The 20,118-nt window shown below is 75.0% G+C and carries 21 protein-coding genes, 1 pseudogene and 1 riboswitch; of the genes and pseudogenes, 15 read left to right on the forward strand and 7 right to left on the reverse strand.

Annotated elements, in window-relative coordinates:
* Positions 1-65: 65 nt before the first annotated feature.
* Together dnaJ and ACFYWL_RS27285 are read left to right on the forward strand one after the other, a co-directional pair.
* Positions 66-1,211 (forward strand): molecular chaperone DnaJ, encoded by a 1,146-nt coding sequence (gene dnaJ, locus ACFYWL_RS27280; RefSeq protein ID WP_386978375.1) that lies wholly within the window; start codon positions 66-68, stop codon positions 1,209-1,211.
* A 1-nt stretch (position 1,212) separates the two neighbouring features.
* Complete coding sequence (locus tag ACFYWL_RS27285) at positions 1,213-1,947, forward strand: 16S rRNA (uracil(1498)-N(3))-methyltransferase (protein ID WP_386978263.1); 735 nt, start codon at positions 1,213-1,215, stop codon at positions 1,945-1,947.
* 13 nt (positions 1,948-1,960) lie between these two features.
* On the opposite strand, the gene ACFYWL_RS27290 is transcribed toward ACFYWL_RS27285, so the two are convergent.
* Positions 1,961-2,134 (reverse strand): hypothetical protein, encoded by a 174-nt coding sequence (locus tag ACFYWL_RS27290; protein WP_386978266.1) that lies wholly within the window; start codon positions 2,132-2,134, stop codon positions 1,961-1,963.
* 45 nt (positions 2,135-2,179) lie between these two features.
* Here ACFYWL_RS27290 and ACFYWL_RS27295 point away from each other — a divergent pair, with 45 nt between their 5' ends.
* The 7 genes from ACFYWL_RS27295 (at position 2,180) to era (ending at position 8,393) form a co-directional block, all read left to right on the forward strand.
* Complete coding sequence (locus tag ACFYWL_RS27295) at positions 2,180-2,530, forward strand: histidine triad nucleotide-binding protein (RefSeq protein ID WP_386978269.1); 351 nt, start codon at positions 2,180-2,182, stop codon at positions 2,528-2,530.
* 98 nt (positions 2,531-2,628) lie between these two features.
* Positions 2,629-3,969 (forward strand): serine hydrolase domain-containing protein, encoded by a 1,341-nt coding sequence (locus ACFYWL_RS27300; RefSeq protein WP_386978378.1) that lies wholly within the window; start codon positions 2,629-2,631, stop codon positions 3,967-3,969.
* 153 nt (positions 3,970-4,122) lie between these two features.
* The gene (locus ACFYWL_RS27305) at positions 4,123-5,187 is read left to right on the forward strand and encodes a PhoH family protein (RefSeq protein WP_386978272.1); all 1,065 of its coding nucleotides are present in this window, start codon (positions 4,123-4,125) and stop codon (positions 5,185-5,187) included.
* A 9-nt stretch (positions 5,188-5,196) separates the two neighbouring features.
* A complete protein-coding gene (gene ybeY, locus ACFYWL_RS27310) occupies positions 5,197-5,670 on the forward strand; it encodes an rRNA maturation RNase YbeY (protein WP_386978276.1) in 474 nt (157 codons plus the stop codon).
* A complete protein-coding gene (locus ACFYWL_RS27315; RefSeq protein ID WP_386978381.1) occupies positions 5,646-7,064 on the forward strand; it encodes a hemolysin family protein in 1,419 nt (472 codons plus the stop codon). The genes ybeY and ACFYWL_RS27315 overlap by 25 nt, the downstream gene beginning before the upstream one ends.
* Entirely contained in the window at positions 7,057-7,443 is a 387-nt protein-coding gene (locus tag ACFYWL_RS27320; RefSeq protein WP_074474584.1) for a cytidine deaminase, read from the forward strand. The genes ACFYWL_RS27315 and ACFYWL_RS27320 overlap by 8 nt, the downstream gene beginning before the upstream one ends.
* Entirely contained in the window at positions 7,440-8,393 is a 954-nt protein-coding gene (gene era / locus ACFYWL_RS27325) for a GTPase Era (protein ID WP_386978279.1), read from the forward strand. Before ACFYWL_RS27320 ends, era begins: the two co-directional genes overlap by 4 nt.
* A gap of 333 nt (positions 8,394-8,726) precedes the next feature.
* Here era and ACFYWL_RS27330 read toward each other — a convergent pair.
* Positions 8,727-8,907 (reverse strand): annotated as a pseudogene (locus ACFYWL_RS27330) (DUF397 domain-containing protein); the annotation flags it as partial.
* Positions 8,908-9,192: 285 nt separating this feature from the next.
* On the opposite strand from ACFYWL_RS27330, the gene ACFYWL_RS27335 reads away from it, so the two are divergent.
* Positions 9,193-10,425, forward strand: coding sequence for an acyltransferase family protein (locus ACFYWL_RS27335; protein ID WP_386978282.1), 1,233 nt, complete (start codon positions 9,193-9,195; stop codon positions 10,423-10,425).
* Here ACFYWL_RS27335 and ACFYWL_RS27340 read toward each other — a convergent pair.
* The gene (locus ACFYWL_RS27340; RefSeq protein WP_386978285.1) at positions 10,412-11,209 is read right to left on the reverse strand and encodes a DUF4097 domain-containing protein; all 798 of its coding nucleotides are present in this window, start codon (positions 11,207-11,209) and stop codon (positions 10,412-10,414) included. The genes ACFYWL_RS27335 and ACFYWL_RS27340 overlap by 14 nt on opposite strands.
* 101 nt (positions 11,210-11,310) lie before the next feature.
* Between ACFYWL_RS27340 and recO the strand changes: the two genes are divergently transcribed.
* The 3 genes from recO to ACFYWL_RS27355 all read left to right on the forward strand — a co-directional run bounded on the left by recO (position 11,311) and on the right by ACFYWL_RS27355 (position 13,236).
* Positions 11,311-12,123, forward strand: a complete 813-nt coding sequence (gene recO, locus ACFYWL_RS27345) for a DNA repair protein RecO (protein ID WP_386978288.1) — start codon at positions 11,311-11,313, stop codon at positions 12,121-12,123.
* 8 nt (positions 12,124-12,131) lie between these two features.
* A complete protein-coding gene (locus tag ACFYWL_RS27350) occupies positions 12,132-12,935 on the forward strand; it encodes an isoprenyl transferase (RefSeq protein WP_386978384.1) in 804 nt (267 codons plus the stop codon).
* Between the two features lie 112 nt (positions 12,936-13,047).
* On the forward strand, positions 13,048-13,236 hold the full coding sequence (locus ACFYWL_RS27355) for a hypothetical protein (RefSeq protein ID WP_386978291.1): 189 nt from the start codon (positions 13,048-13,050) through the stop codon (positions 13,234-13,236).
* A gap of 116 nt (positions 13,237-13,352) precedes the next feature.
* Here the strand turns inward: ACFYWL_RS27355 and gndA are convergent, their stop codons facing one another.
* From gndA to ACFYWL_RS27375, 4 genes are all read right to left on the reverse strand, one after another.
* The gene (gene gndA, locus ACFYWL_RS27360; RefSeq protein WP_386978294.1) at positions 13,353-14,798 is read right to left on the reverse strand and encodes an NADP-dependent phosphogluconate dehydrogenase; all 1,446 of its coding nucleotides are present in this window, start codon (positions 14,796-14,798) and stop codon (positions 13,353-13,355) included.
* 133 nt (positions 14,799-14,931) lie between these two features.
* Complete coding sequence (locus ACFYWL_RS27365; RefSeq protein ID WP_386978297.1) at positions 14,932-15,732, reverse strand: energy-coupling factor transporter transmembrane component T family protein; 801 nt, start codon at positions 15,730-15,732, stop codon at positions 14,932-14,934.
* Positions 15,733-15,769: 37 nt separating this feature from the next.
* Entirely contained in the window at positions 15,770-17,206 is a 1,437-nt protein-coding gene (locus ACFYWL_RS27370) for an ABC transporter ATP-binding protein (protein WP_386978300.1), read from the reverse strand.
* 109 nt (positions 17,207-17,315) lie between these two features.
* Positions 17,316-17,906, reverse strand: coding sequence for an ECF transporter S component (locus tag ACFYWL_RS27375; protein ID WP_386978303.1), 591 nt, complete (start codon positions 17,904-17,906; stop codon positions 17,316-17,318).
* Between the two features lie 70 nt (positions 17,907-17,976).
* Positions 17,977-18,082: riboswitch (TPP riboswitch) on the reverse strand.
* A gap of 178 nt (positions 18,083-18,260) precedes the next feature.
* Between ACFYWL_RS27375 and ACFYWL_RS27380 the strand changes: the two genes are divergently transcribed.
* Both ACFYWL_RS27380 and ACFYWL_RS27385 read left to right on the forward strand, forming a co-directional pair.
* Positions 18,261-19,346 (forward strand): permease, encoded by a 1,086-nt coding sequence (locus ACFYWL_RS27380; protein ID WP_386978306.1) that lies wholly within the window; start codon positions 18,261-18,263, stop codon positions 19,344-19,346.
* Positions 19,343-20,113: a TIGR03943 family putative permease subunit gene (locus ACFYWL_RS27385; RefSeq protein ID WP_386978309.1), complete on the forward strand. Its 771-nt coding sequence runs from the start codon at positions 19,343-19,345 to the stop codon at positions 20,111-20,113. The genes ACFYWL_RS27380 and ACFYWL_RS27385 overlap by 4 nt, the downstream gene beginning before the upstream one ends.
* The last annotated feature ends 5 nt before the right edge of the window (positions 20,114-20,118 follow it).

A 20,118-nucleotide genomic window follows, 5' to 3' on the forward strand; every position in this document is an offset into this window, starting at 1 on the left:
GGCCGACGGCCGGCTCCGGCCGACGACCGGCGCAACGCGACAAGAACATGAGGACACGGGACGCAGTGGCCAGGGACTACTACGGCATCCTCGGCGTGAGCCGGGAGGCCTCCGACGACGAGATCAAGCGCGCCTACCGCAAGCTGGCGCGGCAGTTCCACCCGGACGTCAATCCGGACCCGGAGGCACAGGAGAAGTTCAAGGACATCAACGCCGCATACGAGGTCCTCTCGGACGACCGGAAACGGCAGCTCGTCGACCTCGGCGGCGACCCCCTCGCCCCCGGTGGCGGTGGCATGGGCGGCCCGGGCGGGCCCGGCGGGGCCGGCCCGTTCGTCGGCTTCCAGGACATCATGGACGCCTTCTTCGGCGGCGCGGCCGGCGGCTCCCGGGGCCCGCGCCCGCGCACCCGGCCCGGCGCGGACGCGATCCTGCGCCTGGAGCTGGACCTGCACGAGACGGCGTTCGGCGTCGAGGCCCCGATCACCGTCGACACGGCGGTGCTCTGCACCACCTGCTCCGGGGCGGGCACGGCGGCCGGCACCCACCTGGCCACCTGCGAGGCGTGCGGCGGCCGGGGCGAGGTCCAGTCGGTGCAGCGCACCTTCCTCGGCCAGGTGGTCTCCGCCCGGCCGTGCACGGTCTGCCAGGGTTACGGCACCACCATCCCGCACCCCTGCCCGACCTGCACCGGCGACGGGCGGGTGCGCACCCGCCGCTCGCTGACCGTCAAGATCCCCGCCGGGGTCGAGGACGGCATGCGCATCCGGCTCGCCCAGCAGGGCGAGGTTGGCCCGGGCGGCGGCACCGCCGGCGACCTCTACGTCGAGATCCACGAGCGCCCGCACGACGTCTACTCCCGCAAGGGCGACGACCTGCACTGCCGGGTCACCGTCCCGATGACCGCCGCCGCGCTCGGCACCCGGCTGACCATCAAGACCCTCGACAGCGAGGAGACGGTCGACGTCAAGGCCGGCACCCAGCCGGGCAGCACCCTGCGGCTGCGCGCCCGGGGCGTGCCGCACCTGCGCGGCACCGGCCGGGGCGACCTCTACGTCCACCTCGACGTGCGGACCCCGACCAAGCTCGACGCCGACCAGGAGAAGATGCTGCGCGACTTCGCCAAGACCCGGGGCGAGGAGGTCGCCGAGCTGAGCAAGCAGGGCGGCTTCTTCTCCCGGATGCGCGACGCCTTCAACGGGCACGCCTGAGGTGTCGGCGCCGCTGTTCCTGGTCGACGCGCTGCCCACCGGCGACACGCTGACCCTCGGCGGCCCGGAGGGGCACCACGCGGCCACCGTCCAGCGGCTGCGCGCCGGCGAGGAGCTGCTGCTGGCCGACGGCCGGGGCGGCACGGCCGCCGCCGTGGTCACCGCCGTCGGCCGGGGCGCCCTCGACCTGCGGGTCACCGCCCGGGGGCACGTCGACGCGCCCGTCCCCCGGCTCGTCGTGGCGCAGGGCATCGCCAAGGGCGACCGGGGCGAGCTGGCCGTGCAGGCGATGACCGAGGTCGGGGTCGACGAGATCGTGCCCTGGGCGGCGTCCCGCTCGGTGGCGCAGTGGCGCGGCGACCGGGGCGTACGGGCCCGGGAGAAGTGGGCGGCGACCGCGCGGGAGGCGGCGAAGCAGGCCCGCCGGGCGTGGCTGCCGGTGGTGGCCGGCGCCCCCGACGAGTCCACGGCCACGGTAGCCCGCCGGATCGCGCGCGCCGCCGCCGCGTTCGTCCTGCACGAGGAGGCGCAGGAGCCGCTGACCGCCGCCGAGCTGCCCGACGCGGGCGAGATCGTGCTGGTCGTCGGCCCGGAGGGCGGCATCACCGACGCGGAGGTGACCGCGTTCACCGGGGCCGGCGCCCGCCCCGTGCGCCTCGGCCCGCACGTGCTGCGCACCTCCACGGCGGGCGTCGCCGCCCTCTGCGTCCTGGCCACCCGCCTGTCCCGCTGGTGACCCCCCGGCCGGGTCAGGCGCGCAGGTAGGACGCGCCGTCGAGGTCGACGATCGTGCCGGAGGCCCACTCCGCCGCCGACGCCAGCCAGTGGACCGCCACCCGGTTTCCGCCAGCCGCGAACCGGTCCGCCAGCGCGCGCCCGATGCCCCGCGATGCCCCCGTCGCCAGCGCCGCCCGCGAAGTCACGCGGCCGTCATGCCGCCGCCGTCCGGCACGACTTACCATGCCCCGATGGGATCCGACTGCCTGTTCTGCCGCATCGTCGCCGGGGAGATCCCGGCCACCGTCGTCCGGGAGACCGACACCACCCTCGCCTTCCGCGACATCGACCCGAAGGCCCCGGTGCACGTGCTGGTCATCCCGAAGGAGCACTACGCCGACGTGGCGACCCTCGGCCAGGGCGACCCGGCGCTCGCCGGCGAGCTGCTGGCCACGGCCGCCGCCGTGGCCGAGGACGAGGGGCTGCTCGGCGACGGCTTCCGGCTGATGTTCAACACCGGGGCGTACGGCGGCCAGGAGGTCTTCCACGCGCACGCGCACGTGCTCGGCGGCGCGCCGCTGGGCCCGATGCTCTGCCGCTGAGGGGTGTAAGGAGGGGGCCCCTGTACAACAAAAAGCGTTAACAGGGGACCCCTCCTTACACTGCGGGCGTGAGTGGAATCGACGAGCGGCTCGGGCGGATGGTGCGGCGGGCCCAGGCCGAGGGGCGGGTGCCGGCGGTCGCCGCGGCCCTGCACCGGGCGGACCGCCCGCTCTGGACCTGCGAGGCCGGCGGCACCGGCAACGACACCGCGCTCGGCCCGCAGACGCCGTTCCGGATCGGCTCGGTCACCAAGACGTTCACCGCCGTGCTGGTCATGCAGTGCCGCGACGCCGGCCTGCTCGACCTCGACGACCCCGTCGGCGCGCACCTCGACGTGCCCGCGCACGGCGAGCTGACCGTACGCCGGCTGCTGTCGCACACCTCCGGCCTGCAACGGGAGCCGCACGGCGACGTCTGGGACACCCTGCGCGCCCCCGGGACGGACGAGCTGCTGGCCGACCTGGCCCGCGCCGAGCGGGTGCTGCCGCCGGCCCGCCGCTTCCACTACTCCAACCTCGGCCTGGCGGTGCTCGGCCAGCTCGTCGCCCGGCTGCGCGGCGGCACCTGGGCCGAGGTGCTCGCCGACCGGGTGCTCGCCCCGCTCGGCCTGACCGCCACCACCGACCGGCCGGGCCCGGCGGCGGCCACCGGGTTCCTCGTCGACGCGTACTCCGACGAGGCGCACCCGGAGCCGCCGACCGACTTCGGCGCGGTCGGCCCGGCCGCCCAGCTCTGGAGCACCGCCGCCGACATGGCCCGCTGGGCGGCGTTCCTGGCCGACCCGGCGGCGCTCGACCCCACCGGCGCGGTGCTCGCCCCGGCGACGCTCGACGAGATGCGCTGGCCGCTGACCGTCACCGACGAGACGTCCTGGGGCGCCGGCTTCGGGCTGGGGCTGATCCTGCTGCCGCAGGGCGACCGGGTGGTGCACGTCGGGCACGACGGGGCGATGCCCGGCTTCCTCGCCGCCGTCTACGGCCGCCGGGGCGGCGACGGCACCCCCGGCGCGATGGGCGCGGCGGTGCTCGGCTCGTCCGGGACCGGCGTGGAGGTCATCGACCTGCCGCACCGGCTGCTCGCCGCCGCCGTCGAGCACGACCCGGCCGACGTCGCGCCGTGGCGGCCGGGCCCGCCGGCCCCGCCGCACCTGCGCGGCATGCTGGGCCACTGGTGGGGCGAGGGCTTCGCGTACGTCTTCACCTGGCACGACGGCACCCTGCGGGCCCGGGGCGTCGGCGACCCGGCCGGCAAACCCCCGGCGGTCTTCGCCCCGCTGCCGGACCGGCCGGACGTGTTCCGCACCGTCTCCGGGCGGGAGACCGGCGAGCTGCTGCGGCTGACCCGGGACGCGACCGGGACGGTGGTCCGGCTGCACTGGGCGACGTACCGCTTCACCCGGGGGCAGGAGACCTTCGACGGGTACGACTTCCGGCGCTGACGCCCGGCCGCGCGACCAGGCCGGCGGCCCGGGGAAATGGGCGAGGTGCCGCCGAGCGGGAAACGATACGATGGGGGTAACGTCCGACCGCCGCGCCAGCAGGGCTCGGCGCCGAGATCGAGAGCAGGTGCGCAGGGCCCCTCGGCCCGACCCATGACCGGCACCCCACCTCCCGGCCCGCCCCGGGTGCAGACCAGGATCACCGTCCCCGACTCCAAGATCATGGTCAACCTGCTGGGCGCGGGCGACGAGATCCTGCGACTCGTCGAGCGTTCGGTCGACAGCGACGTGCACGTCCGCGGCAACGAGATCACCATCACCGGTGCTCCGGCGGACAACGCCATCGCCGAGCGCCTCTTCGGCGAGCTGCTCGAACTGATCGAGAAAGGCGAGACCCTGACCACTGACGCCGTGCGGCGCACCGTCGGGATGCTGGAACAGGGCGGCACCGAGCGGCCCGCCGAGGTCCTGACGCTCAACATCCTCTCCCGGCGCGGGCGCACCATCCGCCCCAAGACGCTCGGGCAGAAGAAGTACGTCGACGCGATCGACGCGCACACCATCGTCTTTGGCATCGGCCCCGCCGGCACCGGCAAGACCTACCTGGCGATGGCGAAGGCCGTCCAGGCGCTCCAGGCCAAGCAGGTCAACCGGATCATCCTGACCCGGCCGGCGGTCGAGGCGGGGGAGCGGCTGGGCTTCCTGCCCGGCACGCTCAACGAGAAGATCGACCCCTACCTGCGCCCGCTCTACGACGCGCTGCACGACATGCTCGACCCGGAGACGATCCCGAAGCTGATGGCGGCCGGGACGATCGAGGTCGCGCCCCTGGCATACATGAGGGGGCGTACCTTGAATGATGCGTTCATCATCCTCGACGAGGCGCAGAACACCACGCCCGAGCAGATGAAGATGTTCCTCACCCGGCTCGGCTTCGGTTCCAAGATCGTGGTCACCGGCGACGTCACCCAGGTGGACCTTCCCGGCGGGACGACCAGCGGCCTGCGGGTGGTCCGGGAGATCCTGGAGAACGTGGAGGACGTGCACTTCGCGCAGTTGTCCAGCTCCGACGTGGTGCGCCACCGGCTGGTCGGGGAGATCGTCGACGCGTACGCCCGCTGGGACGCCGAGCGGGAGAACCAGCAGGCGCAGGGCGTGCACGCCGTGCCGGGGCGCACCGCCCAGGGCGGCCGGGCCGGCCGGCGCCGTCAGACCTAGGGAACCCAGTTGTCCATCGAGATCGCCAACGAGTCCGGTGTCGACGTCGACACCGACGCCGTGCTCGCCGTCGCCCGGCACGCCCTCGACGAGATGGGGGTCAACCCCCTCGCCGAGCTGTCCGTGCTGCTGGTCGACATCGACTACATGACCGAGCTGAACCACCGCTGGATGGGCGGCGACGGCCCGACCGACGTGCTCGCCTTCCCCATGGACGAGGGCAGCGTCGACCACGGGCCGGGCGAGTCGAGCACCGCCGGCGGCGAGCCGGCGCTGCTGGGCGACATCGTGCTCTGCCCGGAGGTGGCGGCCAAGCAGGCCGCGACGGCCGGCCACTCCTCGGCCGACGAGCTGCACCTGCTCACCGTGCACGGGGTGCTGCACCTGCTCGGCTACGACCACGCCGAGCCGGAGGAGGAGCGGGAGATGTTCGAGCTCCAGGCCCGGCTGCTGGCCAGCTGGCGGTCGACCCGGTCCGCGTGATGCCCGTCCAGGTGTCGGCGGCCGGCGCGGCGGCCGGCCTGCCCGACCTGCAACTGCTCGTCTTCGCGGCCGGGCTGGTGGTGCTCGCCGGCCTGATCGCGATGACCGAGGCCGCGCTGGCCGCCGTGTCGCCGGCCCGGGCGGCCGAGCTGGCCCGCGACGGGGCCCGGGGCGCGCGCACGCTCCAGGCCGTCGCCGGCGACGTGGTACGCCACCTCAACCTGCTGCTGTTGCTGCGGCTGCTGGCCGAGCTGACCGCCACCACGCTGGTCGCGCTGGTGGCGGTCGACACGTTCGGCGCGGGCTGGCGGGCGGCGCTGGTCACCGCCGGCGCGATGACCGTGATCAGCTTCGTGGTGGTCGGGGTCGGCCCGCGTACCCTCGGCCGGCAGCACGCGTACGCGGTCGGCCGGGCCGTCGCGCCGCTGGTGCGCTGGCTGGGCCGGGCGCTCAACCCGCTGGCGTCGCTGCTGATCCTGATCGGCAACGCGGTCACCCCGGGGCGTGGTTTCCGGGAGGGCCCGTTCGCCACCCAGGTGGAGCTGCGCGAGCTGGTCGACCTGGCCGAGCAGCGGGGCGTCGTCGAGCACGGCGAGCGGCAGATGATCCATTCGGTGTTCGCGCTCGGCGACACCATCGCCCGTGAGGTGATGGTGCCGCGCACCGAGATGGTGTGGATCGAGGAGAGCAAGACCCTCTCCCAGGCCCTGGCCCTGTTCCTGCGCTCCGGCTTCTCCCGCATCCCGGTGATCGGGGAGAGCGTCGACGACGTGCTCGGCGTGCTCTACCTCAAGGACCTGATCCGCCGCACCCAGGGCGGCGACCCGGCGGCGTCCCGGCTGCCGGTGTCGGAGCTGATGCGCCCGGCGACGTTCGTCCCGGAGTCCAAGCCGGTCGACGACCTGCTGTCGGAGATGCAGGCCGCGCGCAACCACCTGGTCATCGTCGTCGACGAGTACGGCGGCACCGGCGGCCTCGTCACGATCGAGGACATCCTGGAGGAGATCGTCGGCGAGATCACCGACGAGTACGATGTCGAACGCCCGCCGGTCGAGCGGCTGGCGGACGGCGCGGTGCGGGTCACCGCCCGGCTGCCCGTCGAGACCCTCGGCGAGCTGTTCGACGTCGAGCTGCCCGCCGACGAGGTCGAGACGGTCGGCGGCCTGCTCGCCCAGGCCCTGGGCCGGGTCCCGATCCCCGGCGCGGAGGCCGAGGTGGCCGGGCTGCGCCTGGTCGCCGAGGGCACCACCGGCCGGCGCAACCGGATCGACACCGTGCTGGTGAGCCGGGTCGAGCCGACCGACCACCCCGACACCACCCCCGGGCGCGGCGAGCCCGCCGAGGCCCGGGGCACCCAGAACCGAGCCGAGGAGAGGCAACCCGCCGATGCCTGAGTCACCCGCCGCGCCCGCCGCCCTGCCCACCCCGTCCGCGCCGGTCGAGCTGAGCGCCGAGGACGGCAAGCTGGTCATCCTCGCCCGGGGAGCCCGGGGCCGGGTGGGCGCCGTGGAGGGGGCCGCGGTACGCGACCAGGACGGCCGGACGTACGCGGCGGCGAGCGTGTCGCTGCCCTCGCTGACCCTGACCGCCCTCCAGCTCGCGGTGGCCTCCGCCGTGGCGGCCGGGGCGACCCGGCTGGAGGCCGCCGTCGTGGTGACGGAGGCGTCGACCCTGGACGGGGCGGGGCACGCCGCCGTCCGTGATCTCGCCGCCGACGCGCCGATCCACGTGGCCGCGCCGGACGGCGCCGTCCTCGGCACGGTGGTCGAGTGAGCGACGTGCGGGGCGGCCGGGCGGGCGACGCGCGGGGCGGCCGGGGGGGCGACGTCGGCGGCGGGGGAGCGCGCCCGTACCGGGCGGGGTTCGCCTGCTTCGTGGGCCGTCCGAACGCCGGCAAGTCGACGCTGACCAACGCCATCGTCGGCACGAAGATCGCGATCACCTCGAACAAGCCGCAGACCACCCGGCACGTCATCCGGGCCGTGCTGCACCGGCCGGAGTCCCAGCTCGTCCTGGTCGACACCCCCGGGCTGCACCGCCCCCGCACGCTGCTCGGCGAGCGGCTCAACGACCTGGTCCGCTCCACCTGGAGCGAGGTCGACGTGATCGGCCTGTGCATCCCGGCCGACGAGCCGGTCGGCCGGGGCGACCGGTTCATCACCGGGGAGCTGGCCGAGCTGAAGGCGACCGTGCTGGCGGTGGTGACCAAGACGGACCTGGTGGACAAGAAGCGGCTGGCCGAGCAGTTGTTGGCGGTCAGCGAGCTGGGCGAGTTCGCGGCCGTGGTGCCGGTCAGCGCCGTCTCCGGGCACCAGCTCGACACTCTGGTCGACGTGATGACCGGCTACCTGCCCGAGTCGCCGCAGCTCTACCCGGACGACATGCTCACCGACGACCCGGAGCAGGTGCTGGTCGCCGAGCTGATCCGGGAGGCGGCCCTGGAGGGGGTCCGCGACGAGCTGCCGCACTCCATTGCCGTGGTGGTGGAGGAGATGATCCCCGAGGGCAACCTCATGAAGATCTACGCCGACGTCTACGTCGAGCGGCCCAGCCAGAAGGCCATCGTGATCGGCCACCGGGCCAGCCGGCTCAAGGAGGTCGGCACCACCGCCCGCCGGCAGATCGAGGAGCTGCTCGGCACCCGCGTCTACCTGGACCTGCACGTCCGGGTGGCCAAGGACTGGCAACGCGACCCCAAACAACTCCGCAAACTGGGCTTCTAACCCACCCACCCCACCCCCTGTTCCCGCCCCCGCCCCACCGCCCCCCGCCCCGCGTCGGTGATCAAGAGAAAAGCGTCATAGTTGATCTCGGCGATGACGCAAACCTCTTGATCACCGGGGCGGGGCGGGGCGGGGCGCGGGGTGGGGGAGTTGGCGAGGGGGTTGGTGGCCTTGGGGCGGCTTGGTCTCTGAGATCGTGCTCGATCAGGAAAGTGTGGGTTCACCGGGGGCAGGAGGGCACACTTTCCCTGATCGAGCGCGACCCGCACCGCCTGTCCAGTCGTCGGCGCGGGTGGCCGTCGTGGGCAGGGCCGTCGCGACGCGGCTCAGGCGGTGCGCCTTGCCTAGGGAGAGGAAGCCGCGCCAGGCGGACGGCGAGAAGGTGAGGGTGTCGCCGTCGCGGTCCTTGGTGTCGCGGACGAGGACGTTGCCGGGGAAATTGTCGGCGACCTCGACGCAGGTGCCGCCGCCGGGTGCCATTCCTGGTGGGCTTCTTCCATCGAGCGCCGGTCAGGTCCGTCGGCTCTCGACGCTCGTGGTCAGGTCGTCGCGAGTCGCGAGCTGCTCGTCCTGCGGCAGGGGCTGCGCTGGCTCGCTGCGTACCCACGAACTCGGCCATCGACGGGGGAGCCGCCGCTGCCATCCAGCGGGGAAGCGGGCCCGCTGGGCGGGCGTAGTTCCCGATCCGGGCAGAAGAATGGCATTTCTCACTTTCTAGGCGGCGCCCTGGCCGTTTCGCGGCGGTGGGCCGGAGGGTAGGAAGCCGTTGCCCCCTCTGCCCCCGACCGGAAGCCGGCTGATGCGAAACCGGTACCTGGACCTGCTCCGTGCCCTGGCGATCGTCCGCGTCGTCGTCTACCACGTGACCGGATGGGCCACGCTGACCCTGGTCTTCCCGGCCATGTCGGTGATGTTCGCGCTCGCCGGGTCGCTGATGGCGGCGTCGCTGGACCGGTCCGGCCCGTCGGCCGTACGCCGGCGGCTGCGCCGCCTGTTGCCGTCGCTGTGGGTGCTGGCCGCGATCTTCGTCCCCGCCATGCTGCTCACCGGGCTGCCGCTGACGCCGAAGGTGCTGCTGTGGGCGTTCCCGGTCGCCGACCCGCCGGCCAACTACTGGGGGGCGCTGGCGCTCAGCGTGATCTGGTACCTGCGCGACTACCTGTGGTTCGTGTTCGCCTCGCCCGTCGCGCTGTGGCTGTTCCGGCGGGCACCGTGGCCCACCCTGCTCGCCCCGTACGCGCTGCTGGCCACCATCGAGTTCGGACTGTTCCCCGCCGCGCCCACCGTGGTGCGGGAGTTCGGCCTGTACTTCGGCGCGTGGCTGCTCGGCTTCGCCCACCACGACGGCCTGTTGCGCCGTGCGGCCAACCGGGTGCTGGTTCCGGCCGCGCTGGCCCTCGGCGTCGCCGGGGCGGCGTGGATCGTCACCCACCCCGGCCCGCGCGGGTATGACCTGAACGACATTCCGCTGGGCAACGCGCTCTGGTCGGCGGCGTTCATCCTCGTGGCGATCGGCCGGGCCCCGGCGTCGGCGGCCTGGGTGGACCGTTCCGCCGTGGCGGCCCGGGCGGTGACGGTGCTGAACCGGCGGGCGCTCACCGTCTACCTGTGGCACATGCCGTTCGTGGTGGCGCTTACCCCGCTGGTCGACGTGGTCGGCTGGTCCCATCAGGACCCGGTGGGCCTGGCGATCCGGGTGGTGCTGGTCTTCGCGCTTGTCGGCGCGGTCACCGCGCTGGTCGGCTGGGTGGAGGACGTCGCCGCCCGCCGGCCCCCGGAGCTGTTCCCGGGCGGCGCTCGCCCCGTGCCGGCCGGAGGGACCGCTCCGGGCGGCGCTCGCGCCGCGCCGGCCCGAGGGACCGCCCCCGGCGGCGCTCGCCCCGTGCCGGCGCGCGGGGCTGCCGCCGGCCGCCCCGTGCCGGCCGGCGTCAGCCCCGTGCCCGTCAGTCCCGCGCCGGCCGGTTACGACCGGGCGGCGCTGCCCGCGCCCCGCGCACCCGAGGAGCACACCCTCAAGCTCAGCGCGCGGTGACCGTCACGTTGCCGCTGCCCGCGGCCACGTCGAGCAGCAGCGACGCGCCCGGGTCGGGCACGATGCCCAGCTCGGCCTCGCCGGAGCCGACGTCCGAGCGCACCCGGTACCGCCCGGCGGGCACGACGAGCTGCACGTCTCCGTTGGCGGTGTGCGCCCGCACCGAGGCCGGGGCGGCCAGTTCGACGGTGACGTCGCCGGAGTCGGTCTCGGCGTCCACCTGGCCGCCGAGGCGGCTGCCCGTGACGTCGCCCGACCCGGCGCGCAGGGTCGCGGGGCCGCGCACGTCGTCGACCTCCACGTTGCCGGAGTCGGTCTCGGCGCGTACCGGGCCGGTCGCCCGGGTGAGCTCCAGGTTCCCGGAGCCGAGCCGCACGTCCACCTCGCCGACCCGGCTCAGCACGACGTTGCCCGACCCGGTCTCGCCGCTGACGGCGACGCCCTCCGGGGCGGTCACCTCGTAGGAGATCGAGCAGCGGTCGCCGCAGTCGGAGTCCAGCACCAGCTCGTCGCCCCGGATCTCGTACCGGGCCCCGGGCTGGTCGCCGTGGTAGCGCAGCACCCGCTTGATCCGTACCTGGCCGGCGGGGCCGCTGCCGACGACCGTCACGTCGCCCGAACCCGGCAGCACGGTGACCCGGGTGATCCGCGTCGACTCGACGTCGTCGAAGTCCAGCCGGCGCAGCGACAGGTTGTCGCACCCGGCGAGGAGGATCACGGCGGCGGCGGCCCCGACGGCGACGACGCGGGCGGAGGCGGTGCGGGTGGTCCGGTGCGAGGCCATGACCGGCACGCTACGGCCGCCCCGCCCCGCCGCGCATCGGGGATCACCCGCCGGGCACCCCGATTCGACCCTGATTCCGTACGCCGGGGGAGAATGAGCGGATGGCCGGGTACCGCCGACAGCTCTACCGCGACGACGCGGTGGTCCTGCGCGTGCAGAAGCTCGGCGAGTCCGACCGGATCATCACCCTGCTGACCCGCCGGCACGGGCGGCTGCGCGCGGTGGCCCGGGGGGTCCGCCGCACCACCAGCAAGTTCGGCGCGCGGCTGGAGCCGTTCGGCCACGTCGACGTGCAGCTCGCGGGCGACCCGAAGGGCAACACCGGCAGCTCGCTGCACAGCGTCAGCCAGGTCGAGGGGATCGACCTGTACGGCAAGCGGTTCCTCGGCGACTATCCGCGCTACACGGCGGCCAGCGCGATCGCCGAGACCGCCGAGCGGCTCACCCCGGTCGAGCGGGAGCCGTCGCTGCGGCTGTTCCAGCTCACCCTCGGCGCGCTCAAGTCGCTCGCCCGGGGCGAGCACGCCACCACGCTGGTGCTCGACGCGTACCTGCTGCGGGGGATGGCCCTCGCCGGGTGGGCCCCCGCGCTGACGGCCTGCGCGGTCTGCGGCACCCCCGGGCGGCACCGGGCGTTCTCCGTGCCGGCCGGCGGCGCGGTCTGCCCGGACTGCCGGCCCCCCGGCGCGGCCCACCCGGCCCCGGCGACCGTCGACCTGATGTCCGCGCTCACCACCGGCGACTGGGTGCTCGCCGACGCCACCGAGACCGGCGTACGCCGGGAGTGCAGCGGCCTGGTCGCGGCGCACCTGCAGTGGCACCTGGAGCGCGCGCTACGCTCGCTGCCGCTGGTCGACCGGGGCGGCCCGACGGCCGGCGGTGCCGCCGCCGTGGACAGGGGGAAGATCGAGTGATCCGTTCGATGAGGGCCGGCCGGCGCGAGCCGGCACCACCGACTCCGCACCCGTCGGGCGCCCGGCCCCCGGCGCTGCCGGCCGACGCGCTGCCGAAGCACGTCGCGATCGTCATGGACGGCAACGGCCGGTGGGCCAAGGAGCGCGGGCTGCCCCGCACCAAGGGCCACGAGCAGGGCGAGCACAGCCTCTTCGACACCGTCGAGGGCGCGATCGAGCTGGGCATCCCCTACCTGTCGGCGTACGCGTTCTCCACGGAGAACTGGCGGCGCTCCCCGGACGAGGTCCGGTTCCTGATGGGCTTCAACCGGGACGTCATCCGCCGCCGCCGCGACCAGCTCGTCGACCTGGGCGTGCGGGTCGTCTGGTCGGGCCGCGCCGGCCGGCTGTGGAAGAGCGTCATCTCCGAGTTGCAGACCGCGGAGGAGATGTCCCGGGGCAACTCGACGCTGACGCTGCAGTTCTGCGTCAACTACGGCGGGCAGGCCGAGATCGCCGACGCCGCCGCCGCGATCGCCCGCGACGTGGCGGCCGGTCGGCTCGACCCGGGCAAGGTCACCGAGAAGACCGTGGCGAAGTACCTCTACCACCCCGAGGTCCCCGACGTGGACCTGTTCCTCCGTCCGTCCGGCGAGGAGCGGATCTCCAACTTCCTGCTCTGGCAGACCGCGTACGCGGAGCTGGTGTTCCTCGACACCCTCTGGCCCGACTTCGACCGCCGGCACCTGTGGTACGCGTGCGAGCTGTACGCCCAGCGGGACCGCCGGTTCGGCGGGGCGCTGCCGAACCCGGTCGCCCCGCCGCAGCCCTGACCGGCCCAGCCCTGACCGGCCCGCAGCCCTGACCGGCCCGTAGGGACGCTTAGCGGCGCGGCCGGTGGGGTACCACCTCCGGCGACGGACCCGACGGCGGAGGTGAACCCACATGATTCAGAAGCGAGTTGCCCAGTGGGCGGTCATGGCGGTCGCCGTGCCGCTGGCGGCGGCCGGCGCGCGCCGGCTCAGCCACACGTTGGAGGCCCGGCGCGGCCCGACCGGCGTGACCCGGCTGCTCACCAGGGGCGCCGACCTGCTGCGCCCGCAGCGGGCGAAGCGCCGCCGCCGCTTCTTCTGACCCGGCCGCATCCGCTGGCCCGGCCGATTCCGCGGGCCCGGCCGCTTCCGCTGGCCCGGCCGCGCCGGTGCCGCCCCCGAACCCCGGGGGCGGCACCGGCGCGGTGGCGTCGCGGCTCAGGCCTCCACTTCGGAGCGGCCCTCGGTGGCCCACAGGGTATGGAACGAGCCGTCCCGGTCCACCCGGCGGTAGGTGTGCGCGCCGAAGTTGTCCCGCAGCCCCTGCAACAGCGCGGCGGGCAGCCGCGCGGCGCGCAGCCCGTCGAAGTACGCCAGCGACGACGAGAACGCGGGCGTCGGCACCCCGGCCCGCGCCGCGTCGACGACGACCCGCCGCCAGCTCGGCACGCCCGCGCTGACCGCCTCGGCGAAGTACGGCGCGACCAGCAGCGACGGCAGCTCCGGCTCGGCGTCGTACGCCTCCTTGATGCGGTCCAGGAAGCGGGCCCGGATGATGCAGCCGCCCCGCCAGATCGTGGCGGTGCCGCCCAGGTCGATGTCCCAGTCGTACTCGCTGCTGCCGGCGCGGATGTGGTCGAAGCCCTGCGCGTACGCGACGATCTTGCTGGCCAGCAGCGCGCGCCGCACGTCCTCGACGAAGGTGTCGCGGTCCTCGACCTGCCACTTCTCCCCGGCGTCGCCGAAGGCGCGGCGGGCGGCCTCGCGCTGGCCGGCGTGCCCGGACAGCGACCGGGCGAACGTCGCCTCGGCGATGCCGGTGATCGGGATGCCCAGGTCGAGCGCGCTCTGCACCGTCCAGCGGCCGGTGCCCTTCTGCTCGGCCTGGTCGAGCACCACGTCCACGAAGGCCCGGCCGGTCGCCGCGTCGGTGTGCCCGAGGACCTCGGCGGTGATCTCGATGAGGAACGACTCCAGCTCGCCGGTGTTCCACTCCCGGAAGATCTCCGCGATCTCCGCCGGGCTCGCCGACAGCCCCGCCCGCAGCAGGTCGTACGCCTCGGCGATGAGCTGCATGTCGGCGTACTCGATGCCGTTGTGCACCATCTTGACGAAGTGGCCGGCGCCGTCGGGGCCGATGTGCCGGCAGCAGGACGTGCCGTCGACCTGCGCGGCGATCTTCTCGAACATCGGGCCGAGCTTCGCGTACGACTCGGCGGAGCCGCCCGGCATGATGCTGGGCCCGAGCAGCGCGCCCTCCTCGCCGCCGGAGACGCCGGTGCCGGAGAAGTGCAGCCCCTTGGCGCGCAGCGCCTCCTCCCGCCGCCGGGTGTCGGCGAAGTGGGCGTTGCCGCAGTCGACGATGATGTCGCCCTCGTCGAGCAGCGGCACCAGCTCGTCGATCACCGCGTCGGTCGGTGCGCCCGCCTTGACCATGATGATCACGGCGCGGGGGCGTTCCAGCGAGCCGACGAAGTCCGCCAGGGACTCGGACGGCACGAACGTCCCCTCGTCACCGTGCTCGGCGACCAGGCTGCGGGTCCGCTCCGGCGACCGGTTGTGCACCGCCACCGTGAACCCGTTCCGGGCCAGGTTGCGGGCCAGGTTCCGGCCCATCACCGCCAGCCCCGTCACGCCGATCTGCGCCGTCGCCTGTTGCGTCATCCGTACCCGCCACCTCTCGCGTCGCCTGTAGTGCTGCGACGGTATCGCGCCGCCCGCCGGGCCGGGACCGGTGGTCGACGCGGTGTCACAGTGTGGTGGCGTCCGCACCGCAGCCGCCGCCCTGACCTGCGGCTCAGCCGATCAGCGGGCGGAACGTGCCGAGCGCGACGCTGACCGCCAGCGCCGCCCCGGCCAGCGCCGCCGCCCCGGCCACCAGCAGCCCGTCGGCGGGGCCGAACCGCTGCCGCCGGGCCACCGTGCGGGGCGTGGCCGCGTCGAAGCCCCGGGCGTCCATCGCCACGGCCAGCCGGGTGCCCCGCCGGATCGCGCCGACCAGCAGCGCGAACGCGGTCGAGACGAACAGCCGCAGCCGGGCCACCGGATTGCGGCCGGCGTCCACCCCGCGCGCCCGCCGGGCCATGCTGATCATCTGCCACTCCTGGCCGAGCAGCGGCACCAGCCGGAACGCCGCCAGCGCGCCGATCGCGAAGCGGGCCGGGGCCTTCGCGTTCTGCACCAGCGCGTCGGCCAGGTCGGTCGGGTCGGTGGTGGCGAAGACGATCACGCCGGGCAGCGCCACCGCGAGCATGCGCAGGGCCAGCCCGAGCGCGGTCAGCAGCACCCCGCTGGTGACCGTCACCGGCCCCGCCTCGACGAGCGTCCGGCCGGTGCGCTCGGCGGCGAACAGGACCAGGGTCACCACGATGCCGGCGGCGCTGAGCAGCAGCGGGGCGGCCCGGCGGGCGAGCACCCCGTACCGGATGCCGAACAGCGGCAGCACGGCCAGCTCGACGCCGATGGCGACGGCCGGCGCCACCGGGTCGAGGGTGGCGAGCAGGGCGAACGAGAAGACCAGCGCGGCGGCGACCTTCGCCACGGGGTTGCGCCGGGCCAGCGGGGCGCCGGGCACGGCCACCGGCGCGATGCTGATCACGCCGCCACCGCCCGTCTCCCGCTCGCGCCGGTGCCCGTCACGCCGCCACCGCCGTCGCCTCGCGGGTCAGGGTGAGCCGCCGGTCGGCCAGGGCCGCCACGAAGTCCGCGTCGTGGGTGACGGCGACGACGCCGTGCCCGCCGTCGCGCAGCTCGGCGAACAGGTCCACCAGCTCCAGCCAGGTGCGCCGGTCCTGGCCGAAGGTGGGCTCGTCGCAGACCAGCAGGCGGGGCGCGGTGGCCAGGGCCGTCGCCACGCTCAGCCGCCGCGCCTCCCCACCCGAGAGGGTGTACGGGTTGGCGCGCGCCAGCCGCGTCAGGCGCAGCCGGTCCAGCAGCGCGTCGACGGTGGCCCGGACGGCGGCCTCGCCGTGGCCGGTGCGGCGCGGCCCGAGGGCCAACTCGTCGTAGACGGTGCCGGTGACGAACTGGTGCTCCGGGTCCTGGAAGACCGACCCGATCCGGCGGGCCAGGGCGGGCGCCCGCCACCGGTGCGGCGCGGTCGCGGCGTCCCGCCCGGCCAGCTCCCGGGTCGCCGCCACCCGCCCGGCCCCGGGCCGCAGCAGGCCGCCCAGCAGCAGCGCCAGGGTGGACTTGCCCGCCCCGTTCGGGCCGAGGACGGCGAGCGCCTCACCGGCGCGTACCGCCAGGTCGGTGGGGGCGAGGCGGGGCGGCAGGGCGGCCCCGTCGGCGGTGAGCAGCAGCTCGCCGGGGGGCGCGGTGGCGTGCCGGGGCGGCACCGTCCGGCCGGGCACCCAGACCCCCTCGGCGGCGAGCGCGTCGCCGTGCGCGGCGAAGACGGCCTCCGGCGGCCCGTCGGCGCGCACCCCGCCGCCCGGCTCCAGCACCACCACCCGGTCGACCAGCGGCAGCGCCTCGGCGACGCGGTGCTCGACCAGGACCAGCGTGGTGTCGGCGGTGACGGCGTCGGCCACGGCCCGGCGGACCAGCGCCGCCCCGGCCGGGTCGAGGTTGGCGGTCGGCTCGTCGAGCAGCAGCAGCCCCGGCCGCGGGGCGAGCGCCCCGGCCAGCGCGAGCCGCTGCTGTTCGCCGCCGGAGAGGGCGGCGGTCGGGCGGTCCCGGTGGTACGGGAAGCCGACCCGGCGCAGCGCCTCGTCCACCCGGGGCCAGATCTCACCGGCGGGCACGCCCCGGTTCTCCAGCCCGAACGCGACGTCGTCGCCGCAGCGGGCCATCACGAGCTGGCTCTCCGGGTCCTGGAAGACGATGCCGACCCGGTCCCGGTCGACGCGGGGGTCGACGCCGTCGACCTCGACGGTGCCCTCCTGTTCGCCCGAGTCGGCGGACAGCAGCCCGGCCAGCGCGGCCAGCAGCGTGCTCTTGCCCGCCCCGGAGGGCCCCAGCAGCAGCACCCGCTCGCCGACGTCGACGCGCAGGTCGACGCCCCGCACGGCCCAGGCCCGCCGCCCGGCATGCCGCCACCCGAACCCCCGCAACAAAACCCGCCCCGCCACCGGCCCCCCTCCTCCCCTCCCGCCCGGCATTCGGTGATCAAGAGGTTTGCGTCAGGAGAGCCCGCTCGGCTGACGCAAACCTCTTGATCAACACGTGGATCGGTCGCCGCTAGACGGGGGTGCGGGCGCGGGCGGCGGGGAAGCGGTCCAGGACGCCCGTGGTGAGCAGGGCGCGCAGGAGGCACCAGGCGCCCGCGCCCGCGATGACCGTGGCGCTGACCACGGTGAGCAGGGCGTACGGGAGGCGGTAGCCGGTCAGGTCGTACTTGGCGTTCCACACGAAGAAGTCGAACAAAGCGGCGCCGACGCCGGTGAGCGCCCCGGCGAGCAGCGCGGTCGGCAGCCGGAACGAGCGGTAGCGGAACGCGGCGAACGCCAGCTCCGCGCCGAGGCCCTGGACGATGCCCTGCGGGATCACCGTGCCGGCCCACTGGCTGCCCAGCAGGGCGGACAGCACGGCGGCGACGGTCTCGCAGTACAGGGCCGCGCCCGGCTTGCGGATCACCAGGCCGCCGAGCACGGCCGGCATCAGCCAGACGCCGTAGAGCAGGGTCTGCGCGGGCGGGAAGAACGCGAACGCCCCCTCGGTGGCGCTCCAGACCAGGCCCCAGGCCCAAAAGATGACGCCGAAGGCGACGGCGATCACCGAGGCGACCACGATGTCGATCGTGCGCCAGCGGTTGCTGTCGGTGTGGTTCATGGCGGCTCCCAGTCCTTGACGAACCAGGAGAAGACGCACGCCGCGTCCGGTGGCACCGGACGTCGACGCGGCTGGAGGTCGACCGAACTCCCTGCGCTGGCATTACCCAGATCAGGTTCGAGGGTCTGCGGGCGGTGCCCGCACTCTCAGCGCTGTGCGCTCCCCTGTCGGATGTGAAGTTGTCTCCCCGACGCTAACACCCGGGAAGATCACCGGGCAAAGTGATCTTTGCGCAGCTCACCGGGGAGCCTCCTCGGCATCCGGATACCGCCGTTTCGGCGTAGTCCATCGACCCGGCCCCCTGGGCGCGATAGTGTCGCGCCGCCGAACTATCCGCCCCGAGGGAGACAGACCGTGGCGTCGACGACCGACAGCTCCGCGCCGCCCGCCGGCCCCGACGGGCGGGCCCCGGCGACGGGGCCGGGCGGCGGGGGCAGGCCGGACGTACCGGCGGGGGAGGCGGCGTCGGGCGGGCCGCGACGGTCGGTCGGCGGCCGGCTCGGCTCGGTCGAGGTGCTGGCCGCGGTGCTGGTCCTGCTGGTCGTGTTCCGCGCGCCGCTGGCCGACGCGCTCTCCGCGCCCCGGTTGCAGACCTGGACGACGGTCTTCGTCTCGGTGCTGGTGCAGGCCGTGCCCTTCCTGGTCTTCGGGGTGCTGCTCTCGGCGGTGATCGCGGTCTTCGTGCCCCGCTCGTTCTGGGCCCGGGCGCTGCCCCGGCACCCGGCCCTCGCGGTGCCGGTGGCCAGCGTCGCCGGGGTGGTGCTGCCCGGCTGCGAGTGCGGCTCGGTGCCGATCGCCGGGTCGCTGATCCGGCGCGGCGTCACCCCGGCGGCGGCCCTGGCGTTCCTGCTCGCCGCCCCGGCGGTCAACCCGGTCGTGCTCGCCGCCACCGCCGTCGCCTTCCCGGGCGCGCCGGAGATGGTGCTCGGCCGGGCGGTGGCCAGCCTGGTCGTCGCCATGGTCATGGGGTGGCTCTGGCTGCGGCTCGGCCGCGCCGACTGGATCCGGCTGCCGCGCCGGCCCGAGTTCGACGGCGCGTCGCGGGGCGCGGCCTTCTGGGCGGCCGTGCGGCACGACGTCGTGCACGCCGGGGGCTTCCTGGTCGTCGGCGCGATGGCCGCCGCCAGCATCAACGTGCTGGTGCCGGAGCGCTGGCTGCAGACCCTCGCCGGCAACCCGGTGCTGTCGGTGCTCGCCCTGGCCGTGCTCGCCGTGCTGCTGTCCATCTGCTCGGAGGCCGACGCCTTCGTCGCGGCGTCGCTGTCGCAGTTCTCCCTCACCTCCCGCCTCGTCTTCCTGGTGGTCGGGCCGATGGTCGATCTCAAGCTGATCTCGATGCAGGCCGGCGTCTTCGGCCGGCGGTTCGCGTTCCGGTTCGCCCCGGCGACGTTCGTGGTCGCCGTCGGGGCGGCCAGCCTCGCCGGGGCGGTGCTGCTGTGAACCGGCAGGCGCAGGCCGTCGTCCTGCTGCTGCTCGGTGGCGCGGTGGTCCGGGCCAGCGTCACCGACCTCTACCTGCGCTACGTCAAGGAGGGGCTGCGGCCGTTCCTGATCGCCGCCGGGCTCGTGCTGGTCGCCGCCGCGGTCATGACCCTGTGGTACGACCTGCGCCCCGCCCCGCGCGGCGACGCCCGCCCGGCCGACGACGACGGGCCTGGGGCCGGGCCCGGCGGGCACCCGGCCGACGACGACGGGCACGGGCACGCCCACCACGGGCCGCGCGTCGGCTGGCTGCTCCTGCTGCCCGTGCTCGGGCTGCTGCTGGTCGCCCCGCCGGCCCTCGGCTCGTACACGGTGGGCCAGGCCGGCACCGCGCTCGCCGGCCAGCAGCAGTCGGACTACCCGCCGCTGCCGCCGGGCGACCCGGCCCCGGTCACCGTCCTCGACTACGCCTCGCGGGCGCTGTTCGAGCGGGGCGCGTCGATCGGCGAGCGGCGGGTCCGGCTCACCGGGTTCATCGCGCCGGGCCCCGACGGGCAGCCGATCCTGGCCCGCATGGTGCTCTCCTGCTGCGCCGCCGACGGCCGCCCCGTCAAGCTGGGGATGACCGGCGACGTGCCACACGGGCTGCCGCCCGACACCTGGGTCGAGGTCACCGGCCGCTACAGCGACCGGGTCGGGCGGGACCCGGTCAACGACGCCGAGATCCCCTACCTCGCCGTGGAGTCCTGGCGGGAGGTGCCCGCCCCGCGAAACCAGTACGAGTGAGCGGC

Source organism: Micromonospora sp. NPDC002575 (assembly GCF_042889525.1).
Lineage (GTDB): Bacteria > Actinomycetota > Actinomycetes > Mycobacteriales > Micromonosporaceae > Micromonospora > Micromonospora carbonacea.